The 13,812-nt window shown below is 66.7% G+C and carries 12 protein-coding genes; 2 read left to right on the top strand and 10 right to left on the bottom strand.

The genetic code is table 11. The features are described 5' to 3' along the window. Positions 1–131 precede the first annotated feature (131 nt). A complete protein-coding gene (zwf, locus tag QTI51_RS00665; RefSeq protein WP_116912261.1) occupies positions 132–1,604 on the top strand; it encodes a glucose-6-phosphate dehydrogenase in 1,473 nt (490 codons plus the stop codon). Positions 1,605–1,641: 37 nt separating this feature from the next. Here the strand turns inward: zwf and ygiD are convergent, their stop codons facing one another. The 10 genes from ygiD to QTI51_RS00615 form a co-directional block, all read right to left on the bottom strand. Beyond that, on the bottom strand, positions 1,642–2,541 hold the full coding sequence (gene ygiD / locus QTI51_RS00660) for a 4,5-DOPA-extradiol-dioxygenase (protein ID WP_286513419.1): 900 nt from the start codon (positions 2,539–2,541) through the stop codon (positions 1,642–1,644). An 84-nt stretch (positions 2,542–2,625) separates the two neighbouring features. Further along, a complete protein-coding gene (gene mctP / locus QTI51_RS00655; protein ID WP_286513422.1) occupies positions 2,626–4,128 on the bottom strand; it encodes a monocarboxylate uptake permease MctP in 1,503 nt (500 codons plus the stop codon). Next, complete coding sequence (locus QTI51_RS00650; protein ID WP_116912264.1) at positions 4,128–4,307, bottom strand: DUF3311 domain-containing protein; 180 nt, start codon at positions 4,305–4,307, stop codon at positions 4,128–4,130. Before QTI51_RS00650 ends, mctP begins: the two co-directional genes overlap by 1 nt. Positions 4,308–4,438: 131 nt before the next feature. Further along, on the bottom strand, positions 4,439–5,488 hold the full coding sequence (locus QTI51_RS00645) for an ABC transporter ATP-binding protein (RefSeq protein WP_286513426.1): 1,050 nt from the start codon (positions 5,486–5,488) through the stop codon (positions 4,439–4,441). Continuing rightward, on the bottom strand, positions 5,485–6,555 hold the full coding sequence (locus QTI51_RS00640) for an ABC transporter ATP-binding protein (RefSeq protein WP_116912265.1): 1,071 nt from the start codon (positions 6,553–6,555) through the stop codon (positions 5,485–5,487). The genes QTI51_RS00645 and QTI51_RS00640 overlap by 4 nt, the downstream gene beginning before the upstream one ends. Positions 6,556–6,576: 21 nt before the next feature. Next, complete coding sequence (locus QTI51_RS00635; protein ID WP_116912266.1) at positions 6,577–7,488, bottom strand: ABC transporter permease; 912 nt, start codon at positions 7,486–7,488, stop codon at positions 6,577–6,579. Between the two features lie 72 nt (positions 7,489–7,560). Further along, entirely contained in the window at positions 7,561–9,147 is a 1,587-nt protein-coding gene (locus tag QTI51_RS00630) for an ABC transporter substrate-binding protein (protein ID WP_286513432.1), read from the bottom strand. A 31-nt stretch (positions 9,148–9,178) separates the two neighbouring features. Further along, a complete protein-coding gene (locus tag QTI51_RS00625) occupies positions 9,179–10,453 on the bottom strand; it encodes a M20 aminoacylase family protein (RefSeq protein WP_116912268.1) in 1,275 nt (424 codons plus the stop codon). 1 nt (position 10,454) lies between these two features. Then, positions 10,455–11,435 carry an ABC transporter permease gene (locus tag QTI51_RS00620; RefSeq protein ID WP_116912269.1) on the bottom strand — a complete coding sequence of 327 codons (981 nt, stop codon included), beginning with the start codon at positions 11,433–11,435 and terminating at the stop codon, positions 10,455–10,457. Positions 11,436–11,631: 196 nt separating this feature from the next. Further along, complete coding sequence (locus QTI51_RS00615) at positions 11,632–12,897, bottom strand: porin (protein WP_286513436.1); 1,266 nt, start codon at positions 12,895–12,897, stop codon at positions 11,632–11,634. Positions 12,898–13,178: 281 nt separating this feature from the next. On the opposite strand from QTI51_RS00615, the gene coq7 reads away from it, so the two are divergent. After that, entirely contained in the window at positions 13,179–13,808 is a 630-nt protein-coding gene (gene coq7, locus QTI51_RS00610) for a 2-polyprenyl-3-methyl-6-methoxy-1,4-benzoquinone monooxygenase (RefSeq protein WP_286513758.1), read from the top strand. The last annotated feature ends 4 nt before the right edge of the window (positions 13,809–13,812 follow it).

Genomic DNA, 13,812 nt, shown 5'->3' with positions numbered 1-13,812 from the left:
ATCAACAAAAAAAGGCCTTGCGGCCACGGGTCAGCATAGCTTTAGTACAGGTTTCGAAAATCGGTACAAGTACCATCGCGACTGCACCCGGCCCGCGGCCTGCCGGGCATCCAGACAAAGGAAAGTTTTTCATGAGCTTCGATCTCGTTCTGTTCGGCGGCACCGGCGACCTTGCATGGCGCAAGCTGATGCCCGCGCTGTTCCAGGCATTCAGGCACGGCAGCCTTCCGCAAGATGGCCGCATCATCGGCGTGGCGCGCGACGACCATTCCGACGACCAGTACCGCGAGCTCATCCAGTCGCGCTTCAGCGCGGTCGAGGGCTCCAAGCGCCCCTCGCCGGAAGAGTTCAAGAAGTTCGCGTCGATGCTGCACTACCTGCGCATGGACCTGTCCAAGCCCGACGACTACGCGCGGCTGTCCGAGCTGCTCAAGCAGCGCAACGCCGACACGGTCGTGATGTACGTGGCCACCGCGCCCGCCCTCTTCACGCAGGTGGTCGAGCAGATTGCCGCGGCCGGCCTGAACGGGCCGAGCACGCGCATCGTGCTGGAAAAGCCGCTGGGCCACGACCTGGCCTCCAACCGCGCCATCAACGCGGCGGTGAGCAAGGTGCTCGAGGAAAAGCAGGTCTTTCGCATCGACCACTACCTGGGCAAGCCCTCGGTGCAGAACCTGTTCGCGATGCGCTTCGGCAACGCGCTGTTCGAACCCATCTGGCGCCGCGAGCACATCGCCAACATCCAGATCACCATCGCCGAAGACCTGGGCGTGGAAAAGCGCGGCGCCTTCTACGACCAGACCGGCGCGCTGCGCGACATGGTGCAGAACCATGCGCTGCAACTGCTGTGCGCGGTGGCCATGGAGCCGCCGATCAACGCGCACGCGGACGCCATTCGCGACGAAAAGCTCAAGGTGCTCCGCGCGCTGAAGCCCTGGACGCCCGAGAGCCTGAACCTGCACGCGGTGCGCGGCCAGTACACGGCCGGCACGGCCTACGGCGAGCGGGTGCAGGGCTACCGCGACGAACCCGGCGTGCCGCCCGACAGCCGCACCGAGACCTTCGTGGCGCTGCGCACCGAAATCGCCAACTGGCGCTGGGCCGGCGTGCCCTTCTACATTCGGACCGGCAAGCGCCTGGGCTCGCGCGACGCGCGCATCGAGGTCAACTTCCGCCCCACGCCGCACGCCATCTACCGCGCGCCGGCCGGCAACGTGAACAAGCTGGTGATCAACCTGCAGCCCAAGGACGGGCTCGAGCTGCACATGCTCGCGCAGGCGCAGGACAACCGCCAGCGCAACAACGGCGCCAACAGCGCCGCCACCCAGCTGGCGCCGGTGCAGCTCGACCTGGACTTCGACAAGCGCTTCGGCTCCGAGCGCGTGGGCGCCTACGAGCGGCTGCTGCTCGACGTGATCGACGGACGGCTGAACCTGTTCGTGCGCAGCGACGAGCAGGAAGAGGCCTGGCGCTGGGTGGAGCCGCTGATCGAGAGCTGGGAATCCGACGGCGGCCCGCGCCCCTATGCGGCCGGCACCTGGGGCCCGAGCGCGTCGAGCGCGATGATTGCGCGCGACGGCTTCTCCTGGGGCGAAGAGCAGTAGCCAGCCCTTTCGGCCGACCTGACGGAAGGCCGTGCGCTCAGCCGAACTGCAGGCACCGCATGCTGAGCGTGCCCGACTGGAATCCCTCGTAGACCGTCTTCGCGCGCTCACCGCTTCCTGCGGCACCAAGGGCGTAGAGGAAGGGGTAGTAGTGGTCGGGCGTCGCCACCGCGGTGCCCGCGCCCGCCAGCTTCTCGTAGTCGACCAGCGCGCGGTCGTCGCGCCCCGCCAAGGCGGACTTCACCGCATCGTCGAAGGACTGCGCCCAGGGCCTGCTCGCGCTGGGCCCGTCGGGCGTGCCGCGGTCGGTGGCGCGCAGGTTGTGCACCACGTTGCCGCTGCCCATCACCAGCACGCCCCTGTCGCGCAACGCGGCCAGGTCGCGGCCCACGGCGTAGTGGAAGGCGGCGGGCTTGTCGTAGTCGATGCTCAGCTGGAACACGGGCACGTCGGCCTTGGGGTAGAGGTGCTTCAGCACCGACCAGGTGCCGTGGTCCAGGCCCCACTGGTCGGTCGCGATCACCGCAGATTGCTTCACCACGCCGGCTGCTTCGCGGGCCAGCGCGGGATGGCCCGGCGCCGGGTATTCGACGTCGAACAGCGCCTGCGGAAAGCCGCCGAAGTCGTGGATCGTCTTCGGGTTGGCCTGCACGCCCACGCCGGTGGCGCCACGGCTCAACCAGTGCGCCGACACGCTGAGGATGGCGGTGGGCCGCGGCAGCTCGCGGCCCCAGGCCGACAGCCGCCGCGTGAAGGCGTTGTCGGCAATGGCGTTCATGGGCGTGCCGTGGCCGATGAACACGACCGGCATGCGCCGGGCCGGCACGGCGGCCTGCACGCGGCAGGCCAGCGAGGCCAGCACCGCGGTCGCGCCCAGGGCGGTGCCCATCAGGAAGCCGCGGCGGCCCAGTTCGGAGGTGGCGAGTGTCGTCGTCATTGGCATGGCGGCACTCTGCAACAGATTCCGGCGCGAGGCGGTGCCTTTGCGCACACTTTTTTCAGTGCGCGCCCGGCAGCAGGTTCACTTTCTCGCGAGCACCGGCTCGCGCAGCGGCCCGCCCTTCACCACCAGTTGCACCAGCACCGCCACCACGATGTTGAGCACCAGCGCGGTCAGCCCGGTGTACAGCGTGTAGCTGCCATCGCCGATGACGAAGGTGTGCACCGGCTTGATGCCGTCCGAAAACGCCAGCCAGCTGCCGCCCACCAGCCCCACCGCCCAGCCGGCAAGCAGGGCCGGTGCGCGGAACCAGCCGAAGAACAGGCCGAACACCACAGATGGAAAGGTCTGCAATATCCACAGGCCGCCCAGCAGCTGCAGGTCCAGCGCGAACTGCGTAGGCAGGAACAGGATGAACACCAGCGCCCCCAGCTTCACCACCAGCGAGACGATCTTCGCGACCTTGGCCTCGCCCGCGGGTGTGACGTCGGGCTTCACGTAGGCCTTCCAGAAGTTGCGCGTGAACAGGTTGGCCGCGCCGATCGACATCACCGCCGCCGGCACCAGCGCGCCGATGGCGATGGCCGCGAACGCGAAGCCCGCGAACCACGACGGGAACAGCGCGTTGAACAGCGCGGGCACCACGTCGTTGTTGCTCTTCACCGTGAGCTTGGCCGCGTAGGCCATGTAGCCCAGCAGCGCGATGAGCCCCAGCAGCACCGTGTACGCCGGCAGGAACACGGCGTTCTTGCGGATGGTGTTGGCGCTCCTGGCCGCGAAGATGCCGGTGAGCGTGTGCGGGTACATGAAGGCCGCCAGCGCCGAGCCCAGCGCCAGGCTGGCGTACGGCAGGTACTGCGCGGGCTTCAGCGTGAGCCCGGTGGCGCCGCCCTTGGCCGCGAAGGCGTCGCCGGCCGCATGGAACACGCTGGCGTAGCCGCCCAGCTTCATGGGCACCAGCACCACCGCGACCAGCACCACGATGTAGATCATCAGGTCCTTCACGAAGGCGATGAGCGCCGGCGCGCGCAGGCCCGCCGAGTAGGTGTACAGCGCCAGGATCACGAAGGCCGCCGCCAGCGGCAGCTCGCCCGTGAGCCCCAGCGCCTTGATGACCACCTCCATGCCCACCAGCTGCAGCGCGATGTACGGCATGGTCGCGACCACGCCCGTCACCGCGATGGCCAGCTCCAGCGCGCGCGAGCCGTAGCGCCCGTACACCACGTCGGCGGCCGTGACGTGGCCGGCCTTGTGCGCCGCGTGCCACAGCTTGGGCATGATGACGAAGACGATGGGGTACACGAGGATGGTGTACGGCAGCGCGAAGAAACCGTAGGCGCCCACGGCGTACACCAGCGCGGGCACGGCGATCACGGTGTAGGCGGTGTAGAAATCGCCGCCCACCAGGAACCAGGTGATCCAGGTGCCGAAGTTGCGCCCGCCCAGTCCCCATTCGTCGAGATGCGCGCCCTTGCTGCTGGCGCCGCCGCTCTGCCAGCGCGAGGCCCAGAAGCCCATCACGGTGACCAGCAGGAAGAAGAAGACGAAGACCGCGAGCGCGGTCCAGTTGACGTGGCCGTCCATCATTCGTCTCCCTCTTCATACCCGCTGCGGTACACGACCCAGATCAGCAGCGCGGTAATGGGCACCCACAGCAGCTGGTACCAGTAGAAGAAGGGAAAGCCGAACAGCTCGGGCAAGGGGCTGTTGTAGAACGGCAGCCACAGAAGCCCGATGAAGGGCAACAAGAGCAAGGCCCACATGTGCTGTTCTCCTTGGTGTGTTTATACGAAAGCACCGAGGAGTTATAGACCTTCCGCCGATCACGCGGCGCCGACCCGGAAATACGGGTCGGTGCTAGACGAGGCGCAGGGCGCGCCCCCGAACACACCCGCTAGATGCGCCCTTCTTCGGCCGCGTGGCACGCCACCTGCACGCCCCGGATGCTCAGCAGCTTCGGCCGCTCCGACGAGCAGCGCGCATTGGCGTGCGGGCAGCGCGGATGAAAGGCGCACCCCGTGGGCGGGTTCAGCGGGTTGGGCACCTCGCCCTGCACCGGCGTGCGCTGGCGGCCGGTGTGCTTCATCTGCGGAATGGCGTCCAGCAGCATGCGCGTGTACGGGTGCTGCGGCGCCGCGAACAGCGTGTGCTTGTCGGCCACCTCGACCAGCCGGCCCAGGTACATCACGCCGACCTGGTCGGCCACGTGGCGCACCACCGCGAGGTTGTGCGAGATGAAGAGGTACGTCAGGCCCTGCTCGCGCTGCAGGTCCTTCATGATGTTGAGCACCTGCGCCTGCACGCTCACGTCCAGCGCCGAGGTGGGCTCGTCGCACACCAGGAACTCGGGCTGCGTGGCCAGCGCGCGCGCAATGGAAATGCGCTGGCGCTGCCCGCCCGAGAACTGGTGCGGGTACTTGCTCATGTCCAGCGGCGACAGGCCGACCGATTTCAGCAGCTCGCCCACGCGCTCGCGCAGCGCGGCCTTGTCGGTCAGGATGTCGTGCTCGCGCAGCGGCTCGCCGATGATGTCTTCCACGATCCAGCGCGGGTTCAGGCTCGCGTACGGGTCCTGGAAGATCATCTGGATGCGCCGGCGCAGCTTGCGGCCCTCTGGCGTCTTGAAGGCGGCGTGCGCGTCCTGCCCGTCGAACTGCAGGCCGCCGCGCGTGGGCGCGTACAGGCCCACCAGCAGGCGCGCCACGGTGCTCTTGCCGCAGCCCGACTCGCCCACCAGCGCCAGCGTCTTGCCGCGCTCGATGGAAAAGCTCACGCCGTCCACCGCATGCAGCAGCACGCGCGGCTTGCGCTCGAGCACGCGGTTGAGCCAGGGTGGCGACACGTCGAAGGTGCGCGCGAGGTCGTGCGCGACCACCAGCGGTTCGCCGGTGGAAGCGGCCGCGGCCGTGCCTGCGTTGTCACGGGGTTCGATCACGGCGCTCATCGCGTCACCTCCGCCAGGGGTTCGGACGCCTCGGGCGCGGCGCGTTCGCCGGCCGCGAGCGCGTCATGGTGCTGCGCCGCTATCTGCGCCTGCCCCGCATGCGGGTCGGCGCCGTCGTGCAGCCAGCAGGCTGCGCGCGTGGCGCCGGCATGCATCAGCTCGGGCCGATCGGTGAGGCAGCGCGCGAAGGTGCGCGGGCAGCGCGGGTTGTACGCGCAGCCGGTCGGAATGGCGTTGAGCCGCGGCATGGCGCCGTCGATCTGGTTGAGCCGCTCGCGGTCGCTCGTCATGTCGGGAATCGAGGCCATCAGGCCCGAGGTGTAGGGGTGCGCGGGTTGGTGGATCACCTCGTGCACCGGCCCGATTTCCGCGATGCGGCCCGCGTACATCACGGCCACGCGGTCGCAGGTCTCGGCGATCACGCCCATGTCGTGCGTGATGAGCATCACCGCGGCGCCGCGGTCCTTGCAGATGCGCTTGAGCAGCTGGATGATCTGCGCCTGGATCGACACGTCGAGCGCGGTGGTCGGCTCGTCGGCCACGATGAGCTTGGGCTCCGCCGCCAGCGCCAGCGCAATCACCACGCGCTGGCGCATGCCGCCGGAGAACTGGTGCGGAAAGTGGTCGATGCGCTGCTCGGCCGCCGGAATGCCGGTGTCCTGCAGCAGACCGATGGCGCGCTTGCGGGCCTCGGACTCGGTCACGGGCAGGTGCGCGCGAATGGTCTCGACCAGTTGCCGGCCGACCGTGTACAGCGGGTTCAGCGAGGTCAGCGGGTCCTGGAAGATCGCGCCGATCTTGCGGCCGCGAATGGGCCGCATCGCGTCGAAGCCGAGGTTGTCGATGCGCTGGCCGTCCAGCACGATCTCGCCGCCGGCCACGCGGCCCGGCGGCTCCAGCAGCCCGATGATGGCCGCGCCCGTGAGCGACTTGCCGGCACCCGACTCGCCCACCACGCCCAGGATTTCACCGGGCGCGATGTCGAAGGAAATGCGGTCGATGGCACGCAGCGTGCCGCGGCGGTGCGGAAACTCGACGACGAGGTCTTTGACCTGGAGCAGCGTCATGGTGGCGTTGTCCTTTTCTGTTCAGCGCAGGCGCGGGTTGAGCGCGTCGCGCAGCCAGTCGCCCAGCAGGTTCACGCTCAGCGCAATCAGCACCAGCATCAGACCCGGGAACACCGTGATCCACCATTCGCCCGAGAACAGATACTGGTTGCCGATGCTGATGAGCGTGCCCAGCGAGGGCGAGGTGGGCGGCACGCCGACGCCAAGGAACGACAGCGTGGCCTCGGTGATGATCGCGGTCGCGACCTGGATGGTGGCCAGCACCATCACCGGCCCCATCACGTTGGGCAGCACGTGGCGCAGCATGATGCGCATGGGCGCCACGCCGGTGACGCGCGCGGCCTGCACGTATTCCTTGTTGCGCTCCACCAGCGTGGAGCCGCGCACCGTGCGCGCGTACTGCACCCAGCCCGTGAGCGAGATGGAAATGATCAGCACGCCGAAGGCCAGCGACTCGTTCGCGCCGGGAAACAGCGCGCGGCCGACGCCCGAGATGAGCAGCGCCACCAGGATGGGCGGAAACGACAGCATCACGTCGCACACGCGCATGAGGAAGGAGTCGAGCCAGCCGCCGAAGAAGCCGGCCAGCAGGCCCAGCACCACGCCGACCGCCACCGACAGCACCACCGACACCAGGCCGACGATGAGCGAAATGCGCGCGCCGTAGATCACGGCCGAGAGAATGTCGCGGCCCTGGTCGTCGGTGCCCAGCAGGTACTTGGAAGTGCCTTCGGCGCTCCACGCGGGCGGCAGCCGGGCGTCGCCGAGTTCGAGCACCGCGAGGTCGAACGGGTTGTGCGGGGAGACCCATCCGGCGAACAACGCGCAGATGACGCAGACCAGCGCAATGAGCGCTGCCACGATCGCCACCGGCGAGGTGCGAAAGCTGTAGCCGACATCGCTGTCGAGCCAGCGGGCTAGTGTTTTTTTCATCGTGAGGCAAAAAGGAATGGGCCCGCAAGAAGCGGGCCCATGGTCGGGCCGCTCACAGAGCGGCCCTGGGGATCACGGCTTGATGCTCATCCACTTGAACGGCATGTAGTTGTCGGCCATCTGCGTGAGCGACACCTTCTTGCTCACGCCCCAGGCCAGCGTCTGCTGGTGCAGCGGCAGGTGGCCGATGTCGGCGGTGTGCAGGTCGAAGGCTTCCTTGATCATCGCGTCGCGCTTGGGCTTGTCGGTCTCGGACTGGATCTTCTTGGTCAGCTCGTCGACCTTCGGGTTGCAGTACGCGCCCAGGTTGAACTGGCCGGCGCCGGTCTTGTCGTCGGGGCAGGCCATCAGCGCGGTCAGCGCGTTGTGCGAGTCGTAGGTGGTCGGGGTCCAGCCCAGCATGTAGAAGCTGGTGTCGCGGCGCAGCACCTTCGGGAAGTAGGTGCCCTTGGTCTCGGCCACGAGGTTGATCTTGACGCCGATCTTCGCCAGGTTGGAGGCCACGCTCTGGCAGATCTGGCCGTCGTTCACGTAGCGGTCGTTCGGGCAGTTCAGCGACACCTCGAAGCCGTTGGGGTAGCCGGCGTCGGCCAGCAGCTTCTTGGCGCCTTCGACGTCCAGCGGCAGGCGCTTGTCCTGCGCTTCGGTCCACCCGTTGATGCCGGGGCCGACCATCAGGCCGGTCGGGCGCGAGGCGCCGCGCATCACGGTGCGCTGGATGCCGACGATGTCGATGGCCTGGTAGAAGGCCTGGCGCACGCGCTTGTCCTTGAACGGGTTCTTGCCCTTCACGCTGGAGTAGAGCAGCTCGTCGCGCTTCTGGTCCATGCCCAGGAAGATGGTGCGCAGCTCGGGGCCGGAGATCACGCGGGCCGTGGGGCTGGCGTTGACGCGGGCAATGTCCTGCACCGGCACCGGCTCCATCACGTCGACTTCGCCGGAGATGAGCGCGGCCACGCGCGTGGCGGGATTGGCGATGGGCGTGAAGATGACCTCTTGCGCGTTGCCTTCGATCTTGCCCCAGTAGGTGGGGTTGCGCGTGAACACGGTGCGCACGTTGGGCTGGCGCTCGCGCACGCGGTACGGGCCGGTGCCGTTGGCCTTGAACGAGGCGGTGTTCTCGATGCCCTTGCGGCGGTCCACCGGCGTGACGGCCTTGTTCTCTTCGCACCACTTCTTGCTCATGATCATGAGCTGCGTGATGACGTCGGGCAGGATCGGGAACGGACCCTTGGTCTCGATCTCGATGGTGTACGGATCGACCTTGCGCACTTCCTTGATGTCGGTGGTGTTCGACTTCATGTCCGAACCGTCGCCGGAGGCGCGGGCGAAGCTGAAGATGACGTCGTCGGCGTTGAACGGCGTGCCGTCGTGGAACTGCACGTTCTTGCGCAGCTCGAAGCGCCACACCGTGGGCGAGGTCTGCTTCCAGCTGGTGGCCAGCAGCGGCGCCACGCTCAGGTCCTTGTTGCGCCCGACCAGGGTTTCATACACGTTGGCGGTGGTGCTCAGCTGCAGCGACTCGTTGAGCGAGTGCGGGTCGAGCGACAGCGCGTCGCCCTGGTTGGAAACGCGGATGGTCTGCGCGCCGGCGACCATGCTGACGGCGCCCAGGGCGCACAAAACGGCGGCCGCAGCCACACTCTTCTTGAAACTCATGGGGACACTCCTCGGGTTGAAATCGAACACATCACGTCGCCGCGGTGGCGGCTGCTTTTCCTGGCTGCGCACCGCGGGTAGCGGCAAGCGGCATGCCCTGCTCGATCAGGCCGGCATGCAGCGCGGCGCCGAGCGGCAGGATCTCGTCGTTGAAGTCGTAGCGGCTGTTGTGCAGGTACGCGCCGTTGTGCACGTTCTGGCCGATGCGCAGGTAGGCGCCGGCTTTTTTCTGCAGCATGAAGGAGAAGTCTTCGGCGCCCATGCTGGGCTCCATGTTGCGGTCCACGTTCTTGGCGCCCACCAGCGACTCGGCCACGTCGGCCGCGAACATGGCCTCGGGCGCGGTGTTGATGGTGGCGGGGTAGATACGCTCGTACTCGATGCGGGCGGTGGCGCCGAAGCCCGCGGCAATGGCCGTGCACAGCTCGCCCAGGCGCTGCTCGACCTGCGCCTGCACGCGCGCGCTGAAGGTGCGCACCGTGCCCACCAGCGTGGCCTCGCCCGGAATCACGCTCATGGCGCCCAGGTCGCCGGCCTGCATCGCGCAGATGCTCAGCACGGCCGCGTCGATGGGACGCACGTTGCGCGAGACGATGCTCTGGGCCGCGGTGATGATGTGCGCGGCGACGATGACCGGGTCGACCGTCTGGTACGCGTGCGCCCCGTGGCCGCCCTTGCCCTTGATGTGGATGGTGATGCGGTCGGCCGCGGCCATCATGGCGCCGCGGTTGATGCCCACGGTGCCGGCCGGCATGGCGGGCCAGTTGTGCATGGCGTAGACGGCGTTCACCGGAAAGCGGTCGAACAGGCCGTCCTCGATCATCACGCGCGCGCCGGCGAAGCCTTCCTCGCCGGGCTGGAAGATCAATACGGCGGTGCCGTCGAAGTCGCGCGTCTCGGCCAGGTAGCGCGCGGCGCCGACCAGCATGGTGGTGTGGCCGTCGTGGCCGCAGCCGTGCATGAGGCCGTCGTTGGCGGAGCGCCAGCCGAAGTCGTTGTCCTCGCGCATGGGCAGCGCGTCCATGTCGGCGCGCAGGCCGATCATGCGGCCGCTGGCCGTCGAGCGACCGCGGATGATGCCCACCACGCCGGTCTTGCCGATGCCCTCGTGGATCTCGTCGACGCCGCAGGCGCGCAAGGCTTCGCGCACGCGGCCCGAGGTGTAGACCTCTTCGAAGCCGAGCTCCGGGTGCGCATGCAGGTCGCGGCGAAACGCCGCGATCTCGGGGTAGAAGCTGGCGATATGCGCAAACGCGCGTCCCGATGCCTGCAGGCGCGGCGCCTCGGCTGTGGTTGCCGTCGTCATGTCAGTGCCCTCCCGCCTTGCCAACGCGCAACCGCGGATCGACCACGAAATACAGCAGGTCGACCACCAGGTTGATCACCACGAAGATCAAGGCAATGAGACAGAGGTAGGCCGCCATCACCGGGATGTCGGCGAAGGTCACGGCCTGGATGAACAGCAGCCCCATGCCCGGCCACTGGAACACCGACTCCGTGATGATGGCGAAGGCAATCAACCCGCCGAGCTGCAGGCCGGTGATCGTCATGACCGGCACCAGCGTGTTCTTGAGCGCGTGGCCGAAATGGATGGCGCGGTTCGACAGGCCCCGCGCGCGCGCGAACTTGATGTAGTCGGTGCGCAGCACCTCGAGCATCTCGGCGCGCACCAGCCGCATGATGAGCGTGAGCTGGAAGATCGCCAGCGTCACCGCGGGCAACACGATGTGGTGCCAGCCGTCGACGCGGAACAGGCCGCTGGTCCACCAGCCGAAGTTCACCGTCTCGCCGCGCCCGAAGCTCGGGAACCAGCCCAGCGTGACCGCGAACACCAGGATCAGCAGGATGCCGATTAGGAAGGTGGGCAGCGACACGCCCAGCAGCGACACGGTCATGAACACCTGGCTCATGAAGGTGCCGCGGCGCAGCGCCGTGTACACGCCCATCGGGATGCCGATGAACAGCGCCAGCGCGGCGGCCACGAGCGCGAGCTCGAGCGTGGCGGGAAAGCGCTCGCCGATCAGGCGCGACACCTTCGCGCCCTGGCGCAGGCTGAGACCGAACTCTCCTTGTGCGGCATTCACCAGGAAATGCCAGAACTGCACGAAGAAGGGCTGGTCGAGCCCCAATGAGGCGCGCAATTCGCGGATCTGGTCAGGCTTGGCGTCTTGTCCCAGCAGGAACACGACGGGGTCGCCCACGTATTGGAAAAGGAGGAAGGCGATGAACGCGACCGCGACCATCACGATCACGGCCTGGATCAGGCGGCGCAGTACAAAGGCAATCATTCAGCAACAAAAGTGAACGGGCATGCTAGCAGTGCAAGGTGCGTGCCCGCACGGGGGTTCCCCGGGGGTGCACGCACTTGGTGCTGTTTGCCAACACTGCTTCGCGTGCCTGCGCCAGAACGAAAAAAGCCACTCGACTTTCGTCGAGTGGCTTCTTGAGCTTTTGAATTCGAAGCTGGCTTACGCCAGCGTCAAATTAGAAAGCGTGACGGATACCGAAGTCGTAGCCGGTGGAGGTCTTCGGGGTGAAGGCGCCAGCTGCGTTGTTGTAGAAGCCAGGGCCGCCAACGGTCAGAGCAGCACCGTTCTTGTTGCTGATGCGAGCGATCGTTGCGTACAGAGCCGTGCGCTTCGACAGGTTGTGCACGTAGCCCAGAGCCAGCTTGTTAGCCTTGGGATCCGGCGTGTTCAGAGCGAACGGGTTGGTGTTGACCGTGTTGAAGTCGTACTTGACGTGCGACCACGAAGCGCGGATCAGGCCAGCACCGACCGGCACGGTAGCGCCGAGCAGGTAACCGGTCAGGTCGATGTCAGGACGGCCACCAGCGAACGGCGTCACTTCGTAGTCGATCTTGTTCTTGGCCTTCGACAGTTCACCGAACAGCTTCACGGGACCGAAGTCATACGAAGCGCCCAGGTTCAGGGTGTTGACCTTGGTGGTCGTGCCAGCGTAGTAGTTGTCGCCAACCGTGCTGCTGCCGTAAGCCAGTGCAACGTCCAGAGGACCGTTCGCGTAGCCGAAACGGCCACCGACGTAACGGCCTTGGCGTTGGCTGTTAGCAACGTCAGGCGTGAAGATGCCCGAGTCGTACTTGGTCTTCTCAGCGAAGCCGTACTGCAGCTGGCCGTAGAAGCCGCCCAGGTTCGGCGGCAGGAAGTAGCCGACGGTGTTGCTGGCGCGAACGTAGTTGCTCGAACCGACGTTAGCGAACGAACCAACGGTAGCTGCCGGCGAACCGAAAGCGCCGAAAGGCGTGTTAGCCGTCGAGATCAGGTTGGTGCCAACGCCGTTGGTGCCGAACGGATCGAACACGGTGTCGTTCCAGAACGTCGGGGTGTAGTCACGACCCAGGCGGATTTCACCGAAACCACCCGACAGGCTCACGGTCGAGCGACGTGCGAAGGTTGCGACACCTTGGCTGCCGTCGTCGTTGGAGATCGGGGCTTCGAGCCAGAAGCTGGCTGCCAGACCGCCACCCAGGTCTTCCGTACCACGGAAGCCCAGACGGCTGGAGTTGTAAGCCGAGTTAGCCAGTTCACGACGGCTGGTCTTGACCGAACCTTGGTTCAGGTAAACGGGGATGCCGAATTGGTTCGGGAAAACGGTCGCACGGTTGTCACGTGCGGTGTTCGAGTAGCCCGTTACCGAAGCGTCGACCACACCAAACAGGGTGACGGACGACTGAGCCGAGGCAACACCGGCAACAGCCAGGGCAGCCAGAGCAACTAGAGATTTTTTCATTGCAAGTTTCTCCAAGGTTAAACATAGGGCTCCGGTGCGAAGGGCTCACTGTGACTGGCACTTAGTGCTCCCACCGGACCCCGGGCCAACCTCCTTTTGGGAAGTTGATGCTATTGCACCAGAGCCGCTGCGGCAGGGCAAAACAATTCGCCCGAAAAGTGGGCTGGTCCGCGCGTTTCGTTGCACGCCTGCAACAACAGACTTAGACCCTTCTTTGCACCACCATGTGAAATATGACGCAGCGCAAGCAGGTCATTTCCGGCGTGGGTTCAAATAGACCCATGACGCTTCTGCTCGACCCTGTTTTGACTGCGGCGGACGCCGCGTTGCGCACCCTTTTCGCCCGGCCGCATGCCACCCGGGCCATGCCCACCCCAAGCCAGATGCCCGGCGAAATGACGGAGGCAGAACGCCGCGAAGCGGGCGCGCTGATGCGGGTGAATCACGTTGGAGAGGTCTGCGCGCAAGCGCTTTACACGGCGCAGGCGGCGGTGGCGCGCGATCCCGCCCTGCGCGCCCAGTTCATCGAAGCTTCCCATGAAGAAACCGACCATCTGGCCTGGACTCGCCAGCGCCTGGAAGACCTGGAAGCGCGTCCTTCACTGCTGAATCCGCTCTGGTATGCCGGTGCTTTCGGCCTCGGCCTGATTGCCGGGCGCCTGGGCGATCCATTGAGCTTGGGGTTTGTGGCCGAAACAGAACGGCAGGTAGAAGCCCATTTGGACAGCCATCTGGACCGCCTTCCGACCGCGGACACCGCTTCCAGAGCCGTTGTAGAACAAATGAAAGCCGACGAGGCCCGCCACGCGGCGCAAGCCGTGGACGCCGGCGCGGCAGAGCTGCCCGCCCCCGCCAAGGCCCTGATGCGCGTGGCATCCCGCGTCATGACAACGCTGGCGCACCGCATCTAGCCGG

Source organism: Variovorax sp. J22G73, from assembly GCF_030317035.1.
Taxonomy (GTDB): domain Bacteria; phylum Pseudomonadota; class Gammaproteobacteria; order Burkholderiales; family Burkholderiaceae_C; genus Variovorax.
The sequence above is the reverse complement of the archived record's forward strand: the minus strand, read 5'-3'. Positions and strand labels throughout refer to the sequence as shown.